Origin of the sequence: Streptomyces sp. NPDC005262, assembly GCF_042872425.1 — a bacterium.
In the GTDB taxonomy this organism is placed as follows: Bacteria; Actinomycetota; Actinomycetes; order Streptomycetales; family Streptomycetaceae; genus Streptomyces.
The window spans coordinates 215,724-235,837 of sequence record NZ_JBIAKK010000009.1; the positions used below are offsets into that span (position 1 = coordinate 215,724).

At 70.1% G+C, this 20,114-nt stretch carries 14 protein-coding genes; 2 read left to right on the top strand and 12 right to left on the bottom strand.

Annotated features, from left to right (window positions below):
• Position 1 precedes the first annotated feature (1 nt).
• Together ACFYP5_RS23150 and ACFYP5_RS23155 are read left to right on the top strand one after the other, a co-directional pair.
• Positions 2-2,149 carry an acetate--CoA ligase family protein gene (locus ACFYP5_RS23150; RefSeq protein WP_389039080.1) on the top strand — a complete coding sequence of 716 codons (2,148 nt, stop codon included), beginning with the start codon at positions 2-4 and terminating at the stop codon, positions 2,147-2,149.
• 127 nt (positions 2,150-2,276) lie between these two features.
• Positions 2,277-3,665 (top strand): OFA family MFS transporter, encoded by a 1,389-nt coding sequence (locus ACFYP5_RS23155; protein WP_389039083.1) that lies wholly within the window; start codon positions 2,277-2,279, stop codon positions 3,663-3,665.
• A 296-nt stretch (positions 3,666-3,961) separates the two neighbouring features.
• Here ACFYP5_RS23155 and ACFYP5_RS23160 read toward each other — a convergent pair whose 3' ends face one another.
• The 12 genes from ACFYP5_RS23160 to ACFYP5_RS23215 all read right to left on the bottom strand — a co-directional run bounded on the left by ACFYP5_RS23160 (position 3,962) and on the right by ACFYP5_RS23215 (position 20,057).
• The gene (locus ACFYP5_RS23160) at positions 3,962-5,119 is read right to left on the bottom strand and encodes a sugar phosphate isomerase/epimerase family protein (protein ID WP_389039085.1); all 1,158 of its coding nucleotides are present in this window, start codon (positions 5,117-5,119) and stop codon (positions 3,962-3,964) included.
• Positions 5,120-5,168: 49 nt separating this feature from the next.
• Positions 5,169-6,584 carry an alkaline phosphatase family protein gene (locus tag ACFYP5_RS23165; protein ID WP_389039087.1) on the bottom strand — a complete coding sequence of 472 codons (1,416 nt, stop codon included), beginning with the start codon at positions 6,582-6,584 and terminating at the stop codon, positions 5,169-5,171.
• Positions 6,581-7,756, bottom strand: a complete 1,176-nt coding sequence (gene eboE, locus ACFYP5_RS23170) for a metabolite traffic protein EboE (protein WP_389039089.1) — start codon at positions 7,754-7,756, stop codon at positions 6,581-6,583. Before eboE ends, ACFYP5_RS23165 begins: the two co-directional genes overlap by 4 nt.
• A 4-nt stretch (positions 7,757-7,760) precedes the next feature.
• Positions 7,761-8,609: a TatD family hydrolase gene (locus tag ACFYP5_RS23175; RefSeq protein WP_389039091.1), complete on the bottom strand. Its 849-nt coding sequence runs from the start codon at positions 8,607-8,609 to the stop codon at positions 7,761-7,763.
• Complete coding sequence (locus tag ACFYP5_RS23180; RefSeq protein WP_389039094.1) at positions 8,609-9,289, bottom strand: EboA domain-containing protein; 681 nt, start codon at positions 9,287-9,289, stop codon at positions 8,609-8,611. Before ACFYP5_RS23180 ends, ACFYP5_RS23175 begins: the two co-directional genes overlap by 1 nt.
• Positions 9,286-10,158, bottom strand: a complete 873-nt coding sequence (locus tag ACFYP5_RS23185; protein ID WP_389039096.1) for a sugar phosphate isomerase/epimerase family protein — start codon at positions 10,156-10,158, stop codon at positions 9,286-9,288. Before ACFYP5_RS23185 ends, ACFYP5_RS23180 begins: the two co-directional genes overlap by 4 nt.
• Entirely contained in the window at positions 10,155-11,270 is a 1,116-nt protein-coding gene (locus tag ACFYP5_RS23190) for an SCO3242 family prenyltransferase (protein WP_389039099.1), read from the bottom strand. Before ACFYP5_RS23190 ends, ACFYP5_RS23185 begins: the two co-directional genes overlap by 4 nt.
• The gene (locus ACFYP5_RS23195; RefSeq protein WP_389039101.1) at positions 11,267-12,385 is read right to left on the bottom strand and encodes an inositol-3-phosphate synthase; all 1,119 of its coding nucleotides are present in this window, start codon (positions 12,383-12,385) and stop codon (positions 11,267-11,269) included. The genes ACFYP5_RS23190 and ACFYP5_RS23195 overlap by 4 nt, the downstream gene beginning before the upstream one ends.
• Positions 12,386-12,527: 142 nt before the next feature.
• Entirely contained in the window at positions 12,528-16,250 is a 3,723-nt protein-coding gene (locus tag ACFYP5_RS23200; protein ID WP_389039104.1) for a ThuA domain-containing protein, read from the bottom strand.
• A gap of 454 nt (positions 16,251-16,704) precedes the next feature.
• Complete coding sequence (locus ACFYP5_RS23205) at positions 16,705-17,709, bottom strand: sugar phosphate isomerase/epimerase family protein (RefSeq protein ID WP_389039106.1); 1,005 nt, start codon at positions 17,707-17,709, stop codon at positions 16,705-16,707.
• A 12-nt stretch (positions 17,710-17,721) separates the two neighbouring features.
• Positions 17,722-18,951 (bottom strand): Gfo/Idh/MocA family protein, encoded by a 1,230-nt coding sequence (locus tag ACFYP5_RS23210; RefSeq protein WP_389039109.1) that lies wholly within the window; start codon positions 18,949-18,951, stop codon positions 17,722-17,724.
• Positions 18,952-19,019: 68 nt separating this feature from the next.
• Positions 19,020-20,057, bottom strand: coding sequence for a substrate-binding domain-containing protein (locus ACFYP5_RS23215; RefSeq protein WP_389039111.1), 1,038 nt, complete (start codon positions 20,055-20,057; stop codon positions 19,020-19,022).
• Between the last annotated feature and the right edge of the window lie 57 nt (positions 20,058-20,114).

A 20,114-nucleotide genomic window follows, 5' to 3' on the forward strand; every position in this document is an offset into this window, starting at 1 on the left:
CATGGTGGAATCACAGGACCGCGAGACCGTACGGGCGCTGCTCGAATCCGTCCGCGCCTCCGGACGCAGTGCGCTCACCGCACCCGAGGGCAAGATCGTCGCCGATGCGTACGGGATCGCGGTGCCGGGCGAGGAGCTGGCGCGGGACGTCGACGAGGCGGTGGCCTTCGCGAACCAGCTCGGCGGACCGGTCGTGCTGAAGATCGTCTCCCCCGATGTGCTGCACAAGACGGATGCCGGCGGCGTCGTCGTCGGGGTGGAAGGCAGCGCTCAGGTGCGTGACGCGTTCCATCGCATCATCGAGAACGTGCGGGCGTACGCGCCCGACGCTCGGATCGACGGTGTGCAGGTGCAGCAGCTGGTTCCGCCCGGCCAGGAGGTCATCGTCGGCGCGGTCACGGACCCGACGTTCGGGAAGGTCGTGGCCTTCGGGCTCGGCGGTGTGCTGGTGGAGGTGCTCAAGGACATCACCTTCCGCCTGGCCCCGGTGAGTTCGGACGAGGCGCTGTCGATGCTCGACTCGATCGGCGCGGCCGAGATCCTGCGCGGGGTGCGGGGGGCGGCGCCCGTGGACCGGTCGGCGCTGGCCGAGCAGATCCGGCGGGTCTCCCAACTGGTCGCGGACTTCCCGGAGATCGCGGAGGTCGACCTCAATCCGGTCATCGCCGCTCCGGACGGTGCGGTCGCGGCGGACATCCGGATCCTGCTGGCGACGGAGGTGGTCAAGCCCCGGCGTACCTACCCGCGCGAGGAGATCCTCGCATCGATGCGCCGACTCATGGAGCCGCGCTCCGTCGCCGTGATCGGCGCGTCCAACGAGCAGGGCAAGATCGGCAATTCGGTGATGCGCAACCTCATCGACGGCGGCTTCTCGGGGGAGATCCACCCGGTGAACCCCAAGGCCGATGACATTCTGGGCCGCAAGGCGTACAAGAGCGTCACGGACGTCCCCGGTGAGGTGGATGTGGCGGTCTTCGCGATCCCCGCCAAGTTCGTGGCAGCGGCGCTGGAAGAGGTGGGACGCAAGGGGATACCCAATGCGGTCCTCATCCCTTCCGGGTTCGCCGAGACCGGTGAACAGGCGCTCCAGGACGAGATCGTGGCGATCGGCGAGCAGTACGGCGTACGGCTGCTCGGGCCGAACATCTACGGCTACTACTCGACGTGGCAGGACCTCTGTGCCACCTTCTGCACCCCGTACGACGTGAAGGGCGGGGTGGCGCTGACCTCGCAGTCCGGTGGTATCGGCATGGCGATTCTCGGCTTCGCCCGTTCGACGAAGACCGGTGTGTCGGCGATCGTCGGGCTCGGCAACAAGTCCGACATCGACGAGGACGACCTGCTGACCTGGTTCGGCGAGGACCCGAACACCCAGTGCATCGCGATGCACCTGGAGGATCTCAAGGACGGACGCGCGTTCGTCGAGGCGGCGCGGGCGACCGTACCGAAGAAGCCGGTCGTGGTGCTGAAGGCCGGCCGTACCACCGCCGGCGCGAAGGCAGCGGGTTCGCACACCGGGGCGCTGGCGGGCGACGACGCCGTGTACGACGACATCCTGCGCCAGGCGGGAGTGATCAGGGCGCCGGGGCTGAACGACATGCTGGAGTACGCGCGGGCGTTGCCCGTCCTGCCGACGCCCAAGGGCGACAACGTCGTGATCATCACAGGGGCCGGCGGCTCCGGCGTTCTCCTGTCGGACGCGATCGTCGACAACGGGCTCTCCCTCATGGAGATTCCGCAGGATCTGGACGCTGCCTTCAAGGCATTCATCCCGCCGTTCGGCGCCGCCGGCAACCCGATCGACATCACGGGCGGCGAGCCGCCGTCCACGTACGAGGCGACGATCCGCCTCGGAATGGAGGACCCTCGCATCCATGCGCTGGTCCTCGGCTACTGGCACACGATCGTCACTCCCCCGATGGTCTTCGCCGAACTGACCGCGCGGGTGGTCGCGGAATTCCGCGAGCGCGGGATCGAGAAGCCCGTGGTGGCGTCGCTGGCCGGCGACACCGAGGTGGAGGAGGCGTGCCAGTACCTCTTCGAGCACGGCGTCGTCGCGTACCCCTACACGACGGAGAAGCCGGTGGCCGTTCTGGGCGCCAAGTACCGATGGGCCCGTGCTGCCGGGCTGCTGGGCGGTGATCGATGATCTGACGGCGAGAACTCGAACCAGGGGTCTGCGGCGAACCGCTCGGCCGCAGACCCCGGGCGACGCGAAGTGGGAAAGGACAGGGGGCGCTGGCCAGACTTCTTCCACGCGAGGGGTTCGATCGATCATGACAACGACCAACATCTCCACAGCCGTCCCCTTCAGGGAGGTGACGGACCGCAACGGCCGTACCTACCGGCTCGGTGAGACCGACCGGGACATCATGCGGAGACCGCGCCGGACCATGGTGCTCTTCCCATGGATCGGCATGATGGGCATCAGCTCGTCGGAGTACGCGTTCACTTCCGCCGAGGAGACCTTGCACGACGCGCATTTGTGGGCCAGTGGCCACATCTTCTGGCTGATGGGGGTCTGGATCTTCTTCCAGGCGGCCGTCGCCTTCCCGGCCGGTCAGCTCCGTGAGAGCGGGCGGCTGCCGGCCAAGAGCGCGATGCTCCTCGGGGCGCTGGGCACCCTGCTCGGCTATCTCTCACTGGCGTACGCACCCCATGTCATCGTCGCCTACTTCGGCTTCGGCATGTTCAGCGGTATCGGCGCCGGACTCGTCTACGCGACCTGCGTGAACATGGTCGGCAAGTGGTACCCGGAGCGCAAGGGCGGCAAGACCGGCATGGTCAACGGCGGTTTCGCCTACGGCTCGGTGCCGTTCGTGTTCCTCTTCACCTCGTACATGGATCTGTCCAACTACCAGGGTGTGCTGGTCTCGGTCGGGGTCATCTGCTGTGCGGTCGTCGCGGTCGCCGGCTGGTTCTTCAAGGACCCGCCGAAGAACTGGTGGCCCCATCACGTCGACCCGCTGAAGGTCTCGGACGACCCGCGGATCGTGCGGTCGCTGGCCAAGAACCCGCCGGCGGTCAAGCAGTACACCCCGCGTGAGGCGGCCCGGACCCCGGTGCTGTGGATGATGTGGTTCTGCCTGCTGTGCACGGCGGGCATCAACATCTTCGGTATCGCCATGCAGGTGCCGTTCGGCAAGGAAATGGGATTCGCCGGCGGCATCGTGGCCACCGCCATGTCACTCAAGGCGATCGTGAACGGGACCGGCCGGGGAGTCATCGGCTGGATCTCCGACCGGTACGGCCGCCGCAACACGCTGATCATCGTCTGCCTGGTCCTGGGATCCGCACAGTTCGGGGTGTTCTTCTCCGGCGACATCGGCTCGATGCCGTTCTTCCTGTTCTGCTCGATGGTCTCCGGCTTCGGAGGCGGCGCCATCTTCCCGCTGTTCGCGGCGATGACCGCGGACTACTTCGGAGAGAACAACAACGCCTCGAACTACGGAATGGTCTACAGCTCGAAGCTGATCTCCGGCCTGGTCGGCTCCGGCGTCGGCGCGGTCGTGGTCGGTGCCTGGGGCTACGGCGGCGCCTTCGCCCTGGCCGGCAGCATCGGACTCGCCTCCGCCGTACTGGCGGTGTTCCTGCGAGCGCCAGGCCGGCCGAGCCCCAGGCGCATCGAACCCAATCCGCGTCCGATCAGCCGGGAGATCTCCTGATGTGGCAGCGGAACCTCATGTGACGCGGTCCGCGCCGGCCACCACGGCGGGCGCGGGCTTCCGCGGGATCACGGACGCACAGGGCGACGACTGCCGTCGGCCGGCCCGAGCGGCAGATCCTCGGCCAACGCCCGCGTTCGGTCGTGCGGTTCGGGGTGCTGGTCAGGCACCGTACGCTCCACTTGACGGCCTGGGAGCGTACGGTGCCTGACGTCGCCGGGCGGGCGTCTGCGCTGTTCCCCGGTGTCAGGGATCCGGGGTGAGGCACGGACCGCCCCTCCGGCGCCGCCTCGGTCCTACTTGCGCAGCGTCGCCAGGTTGTCGTAGCCGATCCGCGCATGCTTCAGGGACTGCGCGAGGTCGGTGGAGCTCGGTGCGTTGTCCTGCTCGACCATCGGGTTGCGGTAGTTCTTCTCCCCGACCCGGCTGAAGAACGTCCGGTAGTCGATGACCCCGGTACCGAAGGGGACCATGTCGTAGCCCTGTCCACTGGTCGTGTTGACGACGCCGTCCTTGGCGTGGAACAGCGGGTAGCGCTTGTTGTTGCGGCGGACCAGTGCCGCGGGGTCGAAGATGTTCTCCCGCTGCGATCCGTCGTGGGCGGTGTAGGTGTGGAACTTGTACTGGGCGACGTGCGCCCAGAAGATGTCCATCTCCAGCCATACGGTCTTCGGGTCGGTGACCTTGAGGAAGTACTCGAGCTTGCGGATGCCCGAGCTGCGGGTGGGCCGCCCCTGTGCGTCCAGCGGACCGCCGTCGAGCAGGAAGCCGTAGGCCGCGTCGTGGTTGTGGGTGTACAGCTTGATGCCCGCGCGATGAGCGATCTGCCCCAGGGCGTTCCACTTGTCGGCGGCCACGTCCCAGTCGGCACGGTAGGCGCTGCCGGTGGGGTCGCCGCCGGTGCCCATGTGGTCCATGCCGAGGATGTTCGCTATTTCGAGGGTCCGCTTGAACTGGTCCAGGTCGCTCTGGCTCAGCGGCCAGGACGACGGGATGAAGCCGTGGTTGCCCTGGGCGCGCAGACCGTAGTCGTCCAGCCACGACCGCAGCAGCTTCGCGCCTTCCACCGTTTCGAGGTTGCTTCCGCCGGGCGCGTTGGCGTGCTGGCCGTACCCGGCGAACTCGACCTGCTTGTAACCGTAGCGGGCCAGCTCTCTGAAGACCTCGCGGAAGCCCGAGGGAAGGTCGGTGCTGAGCGGATCCCGGCCCGTGGCGTCGCGCACGGTGTACAGGATGATTCCACGCTTCGCCGCCGGGACCAGGGCCTGGCCGTTGCCGTGGCCGTGGCTGTCGTGGGGAGCGGGCTGGGCGAAGGCCGGCGACGCGCCGAAGGCGGGCGCGGCGATCGCCGTTGCCGCAGCGGCGGTGCAGGTGCTGAGAAAGCGGCGGCGACTGACGCCGAGGCTGCGGCGCAGGGCGCCGTCCGTTCCGGATTCGTCGTTGTACTCGGTCACGGTCTCTCTCTTTCTCGAAGATGCTCGCAACGCTGTGCACGGACCGATCTCACGCGAGGCCGGCAAGCGCCAGGAGCAGGGACTTCACTTCGGTGGCCCGGACGGGTCCGGTGAACGCGTGGGGGGTGGAACAGAGGATGAGCGGACCTTCGTCGTCGCTCATGGGGAGGCGGCCGTGGCTGCCGCGGATGGGTGACGGGTCGAGGGGCACGACCGCCATGCGGTAGCGCATGCCGAGCTTCTTGCGGGCCACGGCGGTGGCCGCCTTGACGCGCACGTACGGGTCCTGGGGGTCCAGGAAGAGTTCGACCGGGTCGTAGCCGGGTTTGCGGTGGATCTCGACGAGCTGCGCGAAGTCGGGAGCGCGTGCGTCGTCGAGCCAGTAGTAGTACGTGAACCAGGCGTCCGGGTCGGCGACGGCGACGAGTTCGCCGGAGCGCGGATGGTCGAGGCCGTGTGCCTTCTTGCCCTCGTCGTCGAGGAGCTGCTCGATGCCGGGCAGCTCCGCCAGGGCTTCGCGGGTGGCGTCCAGATCCTCGGGGCGGCGTACGTAGACGTGGGCGAGCTGGTGGTCGGCGACGGCGAAGGCCCGGGAGGCCATCGGGTCCAGGTACTCCATGCCGTCCTGGGTGTGGACCTCCAGCAGGCCGGCTCGGCGCAGCGCCCGGTTGATGTCGACCGGCCGGTCGACGCGGGTGATGCCGTACTCGGAGAGCGCGACGACGGTGCGGCCCTCGCGGCGGGCGTCCTCGAGGAGCGGGGCCACGGCCCGGTCGAGGTCGGCGGCGGCCCTGAACGCGCGAGGGTCGTCGGGGCCGTAGCGCTGGAGGTCGTAGTCGAGGTGCGGGAGGTAGCACAGGGCCAGATCGGGGTGGCGGGTGTCGAGGATGTGCCGGGTCGCGTCGATGATCCACTGCGAGGACACCAGGTCGGCGCCGGGGCCCCAGAAGTGGAAGAGGGGGAAGGTGCCGAGCTTCTCGGTGAGTTCGTCGTGGAGGGCGGGTGGCCGGGTGTAGCAGTCGGGCTCCTTGCGGCCGTCGGCGTAGTAGACGGGGCGCGGGGTGACGGTGATGTCGGTGTCCGCGCCCATGGCGTACCACCAGCAGATGTTGGCGACGGTGTAGCCGGGGTGGACGCGGCGGGCGGCGTCCCAGAGTTTGTCGCCGGCGACGAGTCCGTTGTGCTGGCGCCAGAGGAGGACGTCGCCGAGCTCGCGGAAGTACCAGCCGTTGGCGACGATGCCGTGCTCGGCGGGGGTGGTGCCGGTGAGGAAGGTCGACTGGGCGGCGCAGGTGACGGCGGGCAGCACGGTGCCGAGGGGGGCGTGGGTGCCCGACTGCCCCAGGGACTTGAGGTGCGGCATGTGGTCGAGGAGCCGTGGGGTGAGGCCGACGACGTCGAGGACGAGCAGCGGGGTGGGAGCGGCGGATAGAGGGGAGGACGTACCCGTTTCGGCTGTGGTCATGGGAGCTCCTTGAGGCCGAGGTCGACCAGGAGGTCGCGGGCGAGGGTGAGTTCGGCGGCGATGCCGTCGGCGAGCTGGGGGCGGGTGCGGGGGCGCAGCTCGGCGGGGAGCGCCTGCCAGGTGTACGTCTCCACCTCCAGGTGACGGGTCAGCGGCCGGGCTCCGCCGACCAGGCGGGTCAGCGCGGCCCTGAGCACCGGGAGCGTCGAGGTGAGCGGTGGGGCGGGAGGTGCGTGCAGCGGTACGTGGAAGTGGGCGCGCCACGGGGTGCCGTCGGGCAGTGCCTGGCCGGCGACCGCCTCGTCCAGGTCGTCGGTGCCGCGCAGTCCGTGCGTGGTGCGGGTGCGGGTCTGGTGGAGGAAGCGGGGTTCGGCGAAAGCGGCGAGCGCGGTACGCACCTCGGGCAGGTGCGGGTGCTCGGCGTGGAGTGCGGCGGAGAGCTGGGTCTTGGCCACCGGGATGCCGGCGGCGGTGAGCGCGTCGAGGGCGGTGCCCGGGTCCTCGAAGGAGGTGGCGAGGTGGCAGGTGTCGATGCAGATGCCGATGCGCCGGTGTCCGACGGCGGTGAGCGGTGCGATCGCGTCGGCGGTGGTCTCGACCGTGCAGCCCGGTTCGGGTTCGAGGCCGATCCGGATGGACTTGCCGGTCAGCTCGGCCAGGACGTCAAGACGTTCGGCGAGGGTGGTGAGGGCGGTGTGCGCCGTGCGGGCGGCTTGCGGATCGCCTGTGTACGGGGTGCGCCAGGCGATCGGGAGGGTGGAGATGGTTCCTTCGGTGACGTCGTCGGGAAGCAGTGTGGCCAGGAGCCGGGCGAGATCGGTGGTGTGGGCGAGTCGTTCCGGGTCCGTCCAGTCCGGCTTGTACACCCGGTACTTGACCTCTTCGGCTCCGAAGCCTTCGTAGGGGAAGCCGTTCAGGGTGACGACTTCGAGGCCGCGGCGGTCGAGTTCGGCACGCAGCGAGCGCAGTTGGGCGGGGTCGTTGATCAGGGTGCGCGCGGCGTCCTTGGCGAGCCAGAGGCCGATGCCGAGGCGGTCGCGGCCGAGGCGTTTGCGGACCGGTTCGCAGTGGTCGCGCAGCTGGGCGCGGACCCCGTCCAGGGACTCGGCGGGATGGACGTTGGTGCAGTACGCGAGGTGGACGGTGGATCCGTCGGGGTGGCGGAAGCGCATCGGGTCACTCCCCGCCGCGAAGGATGGAGTTCCCCTCGTGCAGCTGATCGGGGGTGGTGAGGTCGAGCTGGAGGCGGCCGCTCTGGCCGTAGAAGGCGACGGGATTGCGCCAGAGCACCTGATCGACGTCGTCGTCGCGGAACCCGGCGGCGAGCATGGCATCGCCGACCTTGCGGGTCTTGAGGGGGTCGCTCCTGCCCCAGTCGGCGGCCGAGTTGACCAGGATCTTCTCCGTGCCGTGGGTCTTGAGGATCGCGATCATGCGGTCCTCGTCCATCTTGGTGTCTGGGTATATGGAGAAGCCGGCCCAGCAGCCGCTGTCGACGGCGTCCTTCACGGTCGTCTCGTTGAGGTGATCGAGCAGGACCCGCTCCGGGGGGAGGTGGGACTCGCGGACGACGTCGATGGTGCGGTGCAGGCCGGCGAGTTTGTCGCGGTGCGGGGTGTGGACGAGGGCGGGCAGCCCGTGGTCGGCGGCCAGCTGGAGCTGGGCGGCGAGGGCGGTGTCCTCGGCCGGGGTCATGGAGTCGTAGCCGATCTCTCCGACGGCGACGACGGAGTCCTTGACGAGATAGCGGGGCAACGCGTCCAGGACGGGAGTGCAGCGGGGGTCGTTCGCCTCCTTGGGGTTCAGCGCGAGCGTGCAGTGGTGGGCGATGCCGTACTGGGCGGCTCGGAACGGCTCCCAGCCGAGCAGGGCGTCGAAGTAGTCGAAGAAGCTGGCGGGTGAGGTGCGGGGCTGGCCGAGCCAGAAGGAGGGTTCGACGAGGGCGCGGACGCCGGCGTCGTACATCGCCTGATAGTCGTCCGTGGTGCGGGACGTCATATGGATGTGGGGGTCGAAGATGCGCATCAGGACTCCTCCGTGGGGGGATGGGGTCGCCCCTGCTCGGGAATGTTCGAGTGCTCGGGGAAGGGTGCGGGGGCCGTCAGGGTGAGGACGCGGCTCAGGTCGTGCGGGACGGTGCGGCCGGCCGCGGTGCGTTCGGCGGCGAAGTCGCCGAGCATGCGGGCGAGTTCCGCGTCGCCGCGGGCGCGCCGGGCCAGTCCGTCGACGGCGTCCACGGGGACGCCGGTGAAGAGGCACTTGAGGATGGCGTGCCGCCATTGGTGCGCGTCGAGATGATCGGCTGCGTACGGGCCGACGGCGGCTGCGACCAGCCGGGTGTCGTTGGTGCGCAGGGCGTCCTCGACGAGTGGAAGGGCGGTGGGACCGAGGTCCAGCCGGTGCAGGGTGAGGAGGACGGCTCGCCGTTCGGCGGCGGTCCCCTGTTCGTAGAGTCTGTTCACGGCGGGCAGGCCGGCGCGGGCTTCGAGGAGCAGCAGCGCGCGTACGGAGTCGGCGTACTCGAGTCCGCAATGCCGGCCGGCGGCGGCGAACCGCAGCTCCCAAGGGGGGACGGCGTAGCGGTTGGCGGGCGCGGTGTCCACGGTGTCCTCGTGGAAGGCGGTGTGCGCGGCCTCGGCGAGGGCCTCGTCGAGCCAGGCGCGTGCGGCGCCACCGAGCTGTGCGTCGAGTTGCTTGCGGGTCATCGGCACGGTGTTGCTCCCTTCGAGGACTTCGACGGGATGCGGTCGCGCAGGAACTCGATGGAGCTCCTGGCCAGTTCGGGGCCGGCGTGGGAGTGACGGGGCAGTTCGACGACGGTGAGGCCGCGGTATCCGGTGTCGCCGAGGGCGTCGAGCACGGGCGGGAAGTCGATCTCGCCTTCGCCGAACGGGAGGTGCTCATGGACGCCCCGGCGCATGTCCTCGATCTGGACGTGCCGCAGCCAGGGGGCGGCGGCACGGACGCAGTCGACGGGTGCGGCCGGTTCGAGGCACTGGCAGTGCCCGATGTCGAGGGTGAGCCCGAGAGGTTCCGGGTCGCCGCTCAGGTCGCGGAGGTGGTGGAAGTCCGAGAGGGTGGCCAGGAGATGGCCGGGCTCGGGCTCGATGGCGAGCGGGACGCCGGTGCGGGCGGCGGCGTCGAGCACCGGGGCGAGGGCGTCGGTCAGCCGCTGCCAGGCCGTGTCCGGTGAGGTCTCGGGTGGGGTGATGCCGCTGAAGCAGTGCACGGCGTGGGCGCCGAGGTCTGCGGCGACGTCGACGGCCCGCAGCAGCAGCCGGGTGCGGGCGGCGCGGGCCTCCGGGTCCGGGTCGAGGAGGGACGGCCCGTGCTTGCGGCGTGGGTCGAGGACGTAGCGGGCCCCCGTCTCGACGGTCACGCCGAGCCCCAGCCGGCCGAGCCTGCCCGCCACGTGCCGGGTGCGGGCGGCGAGATCGGGTGCCAAGGGGTCGAGGTGCATGTGGTCGAGGGTGAGGCCGACGCCGTCGTAGCCGAGGTCCGCGAGGAGTCCCAGGGCGTCGTCCAGCCGGAGGTCGGTGAGCCCGTTGGTGCCGTAGCCGAGACGGATCGTCATGTGAGGCTCACCTTCCGGGCGAGTGTGCGGGCAAGGGGGACGAGCCCCATGACGGCGAGCCCGGTGCCGGCCGCTCCCGCACGGGCGGCGAGCACGGCCTGGAGCGGGATCATCGCCCGGATGCCGCCGCCGACGGCGCGCTGGGTGAGGGGCGGGGACGGGTTGAGGGCCGCGTGGAGGAGGGGCTTGACGGCGGTACGGAGGTAGGCGGCGGTGAGTGCGGTGAGGAGGACGCGGGGCGCGCTTGCTCCGGGTCGGGGCCGGTGGTGGTCACCAGCGCCGCCCTTTCCCGGCTCCGGGGTCAGGTCCCGGGACCCGCGCTGCTCGCGTACCGCGGTGGCGCCGAGCGCGACGATCGCCGCGAGTGCGCCGAGGGGCGCGGCGGTGGAGCCGCCCTGCGCCTCGTGGCGGGAGACGGCGGTGACGGCGTAGGTGTGCGCCCCGAGCAGGGCGGCGGCGGGTACGGCGGCACGGACGTGGCGGTGGGTGTTGCGAGCGGGTCGCGCCGGGTGGGCGGGGCCGCTTGCACGGTCACCGCCCAGTGCGCGCGCACCGCTCAGGATGCGGGCGGTGCGCGGGGGGAGGACGGCGCCGGCGGTGGCGGGCGACGGGCCGGTCGCACCCACCGGGCGCTTGACACCCGCGGACTCCGCGCCCGTCCCCGCCGTCGCCGTCGCGCCCAGCAGCAGGTCCAGAGCGCGTGCCCCCGCCATCGCTGCCGGACCGGCCTGGGTGTGCTTCAGATGGAGGTCGTAGGCCCAGACCGTCGCCGCCAGGCCGGTGGCCACCGTCAGGGCCGGGCGGCCCGCGCGGGCGGCCAGGGTCAGGCCGGCAGCCGTCAGGGCGCCTGCTGCCGCGAGGGCCGCGCCGGGGGTGATCCGGCCCGAGGGGATGGGGCGGTGCGGGCGGTCGATGGCGTCCTCGTCGCGGTCGGCCCAGTCGTTGAGGGCCATGCCCGCCTCGTACAGGCACAGTGAGGCACCGACCGCCAGCGCGGTGCCTCGGCCGGGCCGACGGCCGAGGGCCGCCGCCCCCGCGAGCGCGTCCCCGGGGACGGTGAACAGCGCCGAGACCCTGAGCAGTTCGGCCCAGGCCCGTACTGCGGCTTTCACTTCTGCCCCCGCAGGCGTTCGGCGAAGGCCAGGAGCTGCAGGTACTGCTCGGAGAGTGCGGCGGGGCCGCCGTCCGGGTCCTTGAAGTAGAAGCCGAGTTCGGGCCGCGGGCCCGTCAGACCCGCTTCGTGGGCGCGGGCCAGCAGTCGCGCCAGGTCCAGTACCAGCGGGGCGGCCAGTGCCGAGTCGCAGCCCTGCCAGGTCGTCTGAAGGACCATGCGCGCCCCGAGGAAGCCGTCGAACGCGATGTGGTCCCAGGCCGTCTTCCAGTCACCGAGGGCCGGTACGTCGTCGATGTGGACCTCGCCCTCGGGCGTGACGCCCAGTGTGTCGGCGAGGACGCGTTCCTTGCCCGCGTTCTTGGCCGCCGCGGCGCCCGGGTCGGCCAGCGCCGCCCCGTCCCCGCCGCCCAGCAGATTCGTGCCGGACCAGGCCCTTACGGGCAGGGCGCGTTGCACGAACATCGGGGCGAGCACGGAGCGAAGCAGCGTCTGGCCCGTCTTGCCGTCGCGGCCTGCGTGAGGAAGTCCGCAGTCCGCGACGGCGTCCTGGAGCGCGGGGGTGCGCAGCCCGGTGGAGGGGGTGAAGTTGATGTAGGGGCAGCCGGCCCGGAGCGCCGCGGCGGCGTAGAGCGAGCTGGCGGGCAGCCGGTGCTCTCCGGGTGCCGGGACCGGCTCCGTCGACGCGACGTTGACCACGACGGTGCGGGCGAGTTCGTTGCGGCGGCCGAAGTCGGTGAGGTCGGCGGTGAACGCCGCGATGAGTTCCTCGTCCGTCCGGGTGTCGCCGGGCAGCGGCCCGCCGGGGCGTATCTCCGCGTCGGCGGCGGTGAGTTCGGACCGTACCGCCGAGGGCAGTCCGTGCGGCAGCACTCCCCCGGCCGCCAGTGCCTCGGCCCGTTTGGGCAGCGGACAGCCGACGGTGTCGTGTCCGCCGAAGACCAGGGAGTTCAGCGCCGGCAGACCGCTGTCGGCGAAGGGCGCGGTCTCAGTGACCATGCCCGCCGCCGGGTGGAGCCCCGCCGTGACGGCTGCGCAGCCCGCTGTGGCGGTGGTGGCGACGGAGCCGCGTGCTCCGATGAACCAGACTCCGGTACGAACGGCAAGTGCTGACACGGGCTGCCTCCCTGGCTGGGGGTCCTGGCTGGGCAGTGCGAAGAGAGCGGCGCTGATCGGATCGGGGCGGGCAGGGAAGAGGTGGTGACGGCGGGCGGGGTAGGGCCTTTGCCCCGCCCGCCGTCGGACTGCGGCTGTCGCCCTACGCGGCGGGCAGCTCCTTCAACTGGATGTTGCGGAAGGACACCTGGTCGTCGGCCCCGTGGTTCTGGAGGCCGATGTAGCCGTCCTTCAGGCTGCGTACGGGATCGGTGTTGGTGAAGTCGTTGATCTTGACCCCGTTCAGGAAGACCTGGAGCCGTTCACCCTGGACCTTGATCTCGTAGCTGTTCCACTGGCCGGGCGGCCGCAGGACCTGGTCGCGGGCCTTGATGTTCGCCGCCTTGAAGGTGTAGACGGAGCCCGTGGTGCGGTCGGGCGCGTCGGTGGCGTCGATCTGGACCTCGTAGCCGTTGTTCACCGCGGACCAGGGGTCGTCGGACTCCGGGAAGCCGACGAAGACACCGGAGTTGTCGTCACCCGCCAGCTTCCAGTCGAGCTTCAGCGAGTACGACCCGAGCTCCTTGGCCTGGTAGGTGAGGAGACCCATGCCGCCCTCGGAGCGGAGTTCACCGTCGACGACGTCGAACTTGCCGGGGCCGGCCTGCTTCCACCCTTCGAGCGTCTTGCCGTTGAAGATCGACCGGTAGCCGGTGTCCGGCTTGCAGTCGGCCTGCACCTGTCCGGCCGCGTAGCGGACGCCGCCGAGGAGGAGCTGGCGGAAGGCCGGTTCGGCGTACGACTCCTTGGTGTGGCCGAGGCCGGTGTAGAAGGAGCGGCCGCCTCCGTAGGACTGGCACCAGGTGATCGGGTGATCGCCCTTCATGGTGCCGCCGGTGTAGGTCGTCTCGTCGAGGGTGGCGAGGACCTTCACCTTGTCACGCGGGTTGGTGCGGTAGTTGTACAGCTCGTCGGTGCGGTCCCAGGCGTCGTCCAGGTGGGCGGTGGCCGGGTGCTTGTGGTCCTCGACGCGGACGGTGACGGGCTGGATCGCGGGGTGCCCGGCGAAATAGGCTCCGACCAGTCCTCCGTAGAACGACCAGTCGTACTCGGTGTCCGCGGCGGCGTGCACGCCCATGTAGCCACCACCGGTGGCGATGTAGTTCTCGAACGCCTTCTGCTGGTCGGCGTTGAGCACGTCACCGGTCGTGGAGAGGAACACGACGGCGTCGTAGCGGGCCAGGTTGCTGGTGGTGAACTGGCCTGCTTCCTCGGTGGCGTCGACGGTGATGTTGCTGCTCGCGCCGAGTTCCTTCAGTGCGGCGACACCCTCGGGAATGGCGTCGTGGCGGAAGCCGGCCGTCTTCGAGAAGACCAGGACCCGCTTGGCGGTCCGGTCGGGGGCGCTGTTGGAGAGTTCGAAGTCGTCGATGTCGTACAGCGCACCCTCGCCGCCCTTGAAGACCAGGAAGAGTTCCGTGGCCTGCTTCGGGACGCCGCGCAGCGGTACGTCGATGTCCTGGAAGTTCTCCCAGCCACCGGTCACCGGAACCGGTGCGGAGCCGAGGATCTTGCCGGTGGCGGAGCCGGACCGTACTTCGAGGAAGCCGCCCGCGCCGCCGGACGAGATCCGGGCGGTGAGCTTGGTGGAGTCTCCGAGGATGTACGGCTTGAAGGCGATCCAGTCGTCGTTGTTGATGTCGCCGACCGTCTTGCCGCCCTCCGCGTTCGCCTTGTCGTACGTCTGGATGCCGGACGACTCGGTGAAGTGCTCGGCCTGCCGGTGGCGGGGCTGGAGCTGCGACTGGTCGTGGCCGCTGAGCGCGGCCTGGCCGCCGCCTCCGCCGTCGGTGTACGAGGCGTCGATCACTCCGAAGATGTTGGCGTTCGGGTCGTGGCCGCCGTCCATCTCGGTCTTGATGGTGCCGGAGCAGCCGTGCGCCGTGGTGATCGGGTGGCCGTGGCTGTCATGGCCGAGTACGAAGCTGACCTGGACCTTGGAGCAGTCGATCGCGCCGTCCTCGGGGTCGGTGACGGTCACCTTGAACGGGATGTCGTCGCCGAAGCTGAACAGCTGCCCGTCACCGGGGAGTTCCAGGTTCACCTTGGGTGCGGTGTTGCCGACGGTCACATGGACGCTCGCCGAACCGGTGCGGCCGGTCGGGTCCTTGGCGGTGACGGTCGCGGTGTAGGTGCCGTTCTTCTTGTACGTGTACGTGGGATTCGCGGCGGTCGACGTACCGCCGTCGCCGAAGTCCCAGGCGTAGGTGAGCGCGTCGTTGTCGGAGTCCGCGGTGCCCGCGGAGGAGAACTGCACCTTCAGCGGTGCGGTGCCGGACGTCTTGTTGGAGGAGGCTTCGGCGACCGGCGAGTGGCCACCCGTGGCGTTCTCGATGCGGTAGAGCGCGGAGTGCTCGTCGCCGCCGAACCAGGAGACGCCGTAGTCCAGGACGTACAGCGCGCCGTCCGGGCCGAAGGCCATGTCCATCACCTGGGTCCCGGACCACGGGATGTCGTTGATGGACTGGACGTTGCCGTCGCCGTCCTGCTCGATGCGCTTGATCCACTGCCGGCCGAACTCACCGGCGAAGAAGTCCCCGTCGTACGCCTCGGGGAACTTCACGGGCGAGTCGAGGTCGGCGTCGTAGTGGTAGACGGGGCCGCCCATCGGCGACTCGGAGCCGGTACCGAACTCGGGCACGGAACCGCCGTCGTACGGGATCCAGGCGGGCTGCGCCGGGGGCAGGTCGACCAGGCCGGTGTTGTGCGGCGAGGTGTTCTTCGGGGCGGCGCAGTCGAAGGCCGCACCGGACGTCTTCGTCGCGAAGTCGTACTCGACGAAGGGGTCGTTCTTCCCGGTGCAGAACGGCCAGCCGAAGTTGCCCGCCTTCGTCACGCGGGCGAACTCGACCTGTCCACCGGGTCCGCGCTTCGGGTCGGCCGCGCCGGCGTCGGGACCGTAGTCACCGACGTATGCGATGCCGGTGGCCTTGTCGACGCTGAAGCGGAACGGGTTGCGGAACCCCATCGCGTAGATCTCGGGCCGGGTCTTGTCCGTGCCCGGGGCGAAGAGGTTGCCGTCGGGGACGGTGTACGAGCCGTCGTCGGCGACCTTGATCCGGAGGATCTTGCCACGCAGGTCGTTGGTGTTGCCCGAGGTGCGCCGGGCATCGAACGCCGGGTTGCGGTCTGGGCGTTCGTCGATCGGTGCGTAGCCGTCGGACGCGAAGGGGTTGGAGTCGTCACCGGTCGACAGGTACAGGTTGCCCTGTGCGTCGAAGTCGATGTCGCCGCCGACGTGGCAGCAGATGCCGCGCGACGTCTTGACGTCGAGGACCTTCTTCTCGCTGCTCAGGTCGAGGGTGCCGTCCTCCTTGAGGACGAAGCGGGAGAGCCGGTTGACGCCGTCGAACTTGGCGAAGTCGGCGGCGGTGCCGGTCTCCGGGGCGTCGCCGGACGGGGTGTCCAGCGGCGGCGCGTAGTAGAGGTAGATCGCCCGGTTCTTGTCGAAGTCCGGGTCGATGCCGACGCCCTGCAGGCCTTCCTCGTCGTGCGAGTAGACCGGGAGTACGCCGGAGATCTTGGTGTCGCCGGCGCTGTCGGTGATCCGCAGCTCGCCGCTGCGCGAGGTGTGCAGGACGCTGCGGTCCGGGAGTACGGCCAGTGACATGGGTTCGCCGGTTTCGGCGGCCCCCTTGGCGAGGGTGACCTGCTGGAAGTCCTCGCCCGCGGCCGCCGCGGCGTCGGTGGCCGCCGGCGAGACCGGGCCCGACGCGGAGGCGCCGGGGGCGCCCAGGGCGAGGGTGGCTGCGGTGAGCAGACCGCCGGTGAGCAGGGCGAGGGACTTACGGAGTCGGGGCCGGATTCTGGTTCTGCTTCTGTGCACGAGTGTCCTCCGGAGAGTGCCGGTTGTACGGGCGGGTGGAGCCGGGCCGTTCCGCGCGGGGACTGCCGCGCAGGTCACCCGGAGCCCGATGGGGCTCCGGCGACGCGAGTCATTTCGTGTACACCACAGGGACGGTAGACCTGTTCGTCCGGGTCGGAAAGCCCTTGCACAGCAGTTGCGTTGAACTTTTTCCTGCTGCAGGACAAAGAGGGATGAGGGCAGCCGGGAGCGCCCCGACGGCGCGCTTGCTGCCGTCGGGCCTTTCCCCTGCCCGAACCGGGGCTCCGCCCCGGACCCTGCGGTCCTCAATCGCCGGACGGGCTGAACAAGGTGCCCTCAAACGCCAGGCAGGCTTGGGTTCTGCGGCCTGGGCGGGCCGCCGGAGCCGAGTCCGGGAAGCCCGCCCTCCGGCGATCGAGGAGCGGAGATGCGGGGGCGGAGCCCCCGGGAACCGTCAGTCGCCGCCCCCGAACGCCGCGTCGAACGACGCCGCCGGTGGGTCGAAGTCGTACCGCTTCATCGTGGCAAGCGCTTCCGGCGCACCCACCAGCCGGTCCATTCCGGCGTCCTCCCACTCCACCGAGATCGGCCCTTCGTAGCCGATCGACCGGAGCATGCGGAACACGTCCTCCCACGGCACGTCACCGTGCCCGCCGGAGACGAAGTCCCAGCCGCGCCGCGGATCACCCCACGGGAGGTGCGAGCCGAGCCTGCCGTTGCGTCCGTCGAGGCGTTTGCGCGCCTCCTTGCAGTCCACGTGGTAGATCCGGTCCCGGAAGTCGTAGAGGAAGCCGACCGGATCGAGGTCCTGCCAGACGAAGTGGCTCGGGTCGAAGTTCAGCCCGAACGCGGCCCGGTGGCCGACTGCCTCCAGGGCGCGGTGCGTGGTCCAGTAGTCGTACGCGATCTCGCTGGGGTGCACCTCGTGTGCGAACCGCACGCCCTCCGCGTCGAACACGTCGAGGATCGGGTTCCACCGTTCGGCGAAGTCCTCGTACCCCCGCTCGATCATCCGCGGCGGCACCGGTGGGAACATCGCCACCAGGTGCCAGATCGACGAGCCGGTGAAGCCTATGACGGTGTCGACTCCGAAGGCCGCGGCGGCACGCGCGGTGTTCTTGATCTCCTCGGCGGCCCGCTGCCGTACCCCCTCGGGCTCGCCGTCGCCCCAGATCCTGCCGGGCAGAATGCCCTGGTGCCTCTCGTCGATCGGGTTGTCGCAGACGGCCTGACCGACGAGGTGGTTGGAGATCGCCCAGCACTTCAGCCCGTACTTGTCGAGCAGCTGGTGCCGCCCGGCCAGGTAGCCGGGGTCATCGAGGGCCTTGTCGACCTCGAAGTGGTCGCCCCAGCAGGCGAGTTCGAGCCCGTCGTAACCGAAGTCACGGGCGAGCCGGCAGACCTCCTCCAGCGGCAGGTCGGCCCACTGGCCGGTGAAGAGAGTGAAGGGACGGGGCATGCGCGGGACCTCCTAGAGCTGTACGGGGGTGTGGACGGAGTTCTTCTCGGCGCTCTCCTCCACGGCCGCGAGCACCCGCTGCACCTGGAGCCCGTCGGCGAACGACGGCACCGGGTCCGTCCCTTCCGCGATCGTCCGGACGAGGTCGCGGGCCTGGTGGATGAAGGTGTGCTCGTAGCCGAGGGCGTGGCCCGGCGGCCACCACGCCTCCAGGTAGGGATGTTCGGGCTCGGTGACGAGGATGCGGCGGAACCCGGCCGTGACGGCCGGTTCGGTGTGATCGTGGAAGGACAGTTCGTTGAGCCGCTCCAGATCGAAGGCGAGCGAGCCGCGCTCCCCGTTGAGCTCCAGTCGCAGCGCGTTCTTGCGGCCCGCCGCCATCCGGGTCGCCTCGAACGACGCCAGCGCTCCGGAGGCGAGCCTGCCGGTGAACACGGCCGCGTCGTCGACGGTGACCGCACCCCGGGCCTCGCTGCTCGCGACGCCCGAGAGTCCCGCCGACGCACCGGAGAGCAGGGGGCGCTCCCGTACGAACGTCTCGGACACCGCCGACACCCCCACCAGCAGCTCCCCCGCCAGGTACTGGGCGAGGTCGATGATGTGCGCCCCCAGGTCGCCGAGCGCACCGGATCCGGCATGTTCGCGCTCGAGCCGCCAGGTGAGGGGTGACTCGGGGTCGACCAGCCAGTCCTGGAGGTAGGTGGCCCGGACGTGCCGCAGGGCGCCGAGCCTGCCGTCGGCGATCAGCTTCCGTGCGTAGGCGATCGCCGGCACCTTGCGGTAGTTGAAGCCGACCATCGCCACCTGGCCGCGGGCCCTGGCCCGTTCCGCGGCTTCGGTCATGGCCTCCGCCTCGGCGACCGTGTTGGCGAGCGGCTTCTCGCACAACACGTGTTTGCCGGCCTCCAGGGCGGCGATGGCGATCTCCGCATGGCTGTCGCCCGGTGTGCAGATGTCGACGAGCTGGACGTCGTCCCGGGCGATCAGGGCGCGCCAGTCGGTCTCCGCCGCCGCCCAGCCGTGCCGTTCGGCTGCGGCGGTGACCGCCGTACGGTCGCGTCCGCAGATCGCGGCGAGAGCCGGCCTCATCGGCAGGTCGAAGACGTGTCCCGCGGTGCGCCACCCCTGGGAGTGAGCGGCACCCATGAACGCGTATCCGACCATGCCGACCCCGAGCGTCGCCGCCGGCTCTGTCGGCGGCGGCGCTTCGGCTTCCTGCTCCGTCTCTTCCCTACGGGCCATACGGGCTTCCTCCTCGTCGGTCGTTCGGTGGGGGCGGCAGGAGGGTCAGCACCCTCCTGGACTGCGGATCAGCTGAAGCCCGTCGGCAGGTACTGGTCGATGTTGTCCTTGGTGACGACAGCGGAGTAGAGCGTGAGGCTGGTCGGGATCTCCAGTTCGGAGAGGCCGCCGATGCCCTTGCTCTGGCCGAGTGCGCGCGCCAGGTCGATGGCGGACGCGGCCATCGTCGGCGGGTACAGGACGGTGGCCTTCAGGACACTGTTGTCGGCCTTGATGGCGTCCATGGCGGACTTGGCGCCCGCGCCGCCGACCATCAGGAATTCGTCCCGTCCGGCCTGCTGGATGGCCCGCATCGCGCCGACACCCTGGTCGTCGTCGTGGTTCCACAGGGCGTCGAACTTCTTCTGTGCCTGCAGGAGTTGGGCCATCTTCGCCTGGCCGGACTCGACGGTGAACTCGGCGGCCTGCCGGGCGACCAGCTTGATGTTGGGGTAGTTCTTGAGCGCGTCGGCGAAGCCCTGGCTGCGCTGCTTGGTGAGCTCCAGGTTGTCGATGCCCGCGAGTTCGACGACCTTGGCGTCCGGCTTGTCCTTGAGCTTCTCGCCGATGTACGTACCGGCGTTGAGGCCCATGCCGTAGTTGTCGCCGCCGACCCAGCAGCGGTAGGCCTGAGGTGAGGCGAAGATGCGGTCCAGGTTGATGACGGGGATGCCCGCCTTCATCGCTTCCAGGCCGACCTGGGTGAGTGCCTTGCCGTCGGCCGGGAGGATGACGAGGACGTCGACCTTCTTGTTGATGAGGGTCTTGACCTGGCCGATCTGGGCGGCTGTGTCGTTGGAGCCCTCGGTGATCTCCAGGGTCACCTCGGAGTACTTCTCCGCCTGCGACTTGGCGTTCTCGTTGATGGCGTTGAGCCACCCGTGGTCGGCCTGCGGTCCGGCGAAGCCGATGGTGACGGGCTTGCCGGGCTTGTCGTCGGCGGCCGGCTGGTTGCTCTGCGCGGTCTGCGACTTCTTGGGCTCGTTGCTGGTGCAGGCGGTGAGGAGGGCGCCCGCGGAGACGGCTGCGGTGCCGAAGAGCAGTCCTCTGCGGCTGGTTTCTGGCATGGCTGTGGAACCCTTCATCCGGTGCGTGGGTGGCATGCGGAACTGTGGGTGGGGCGG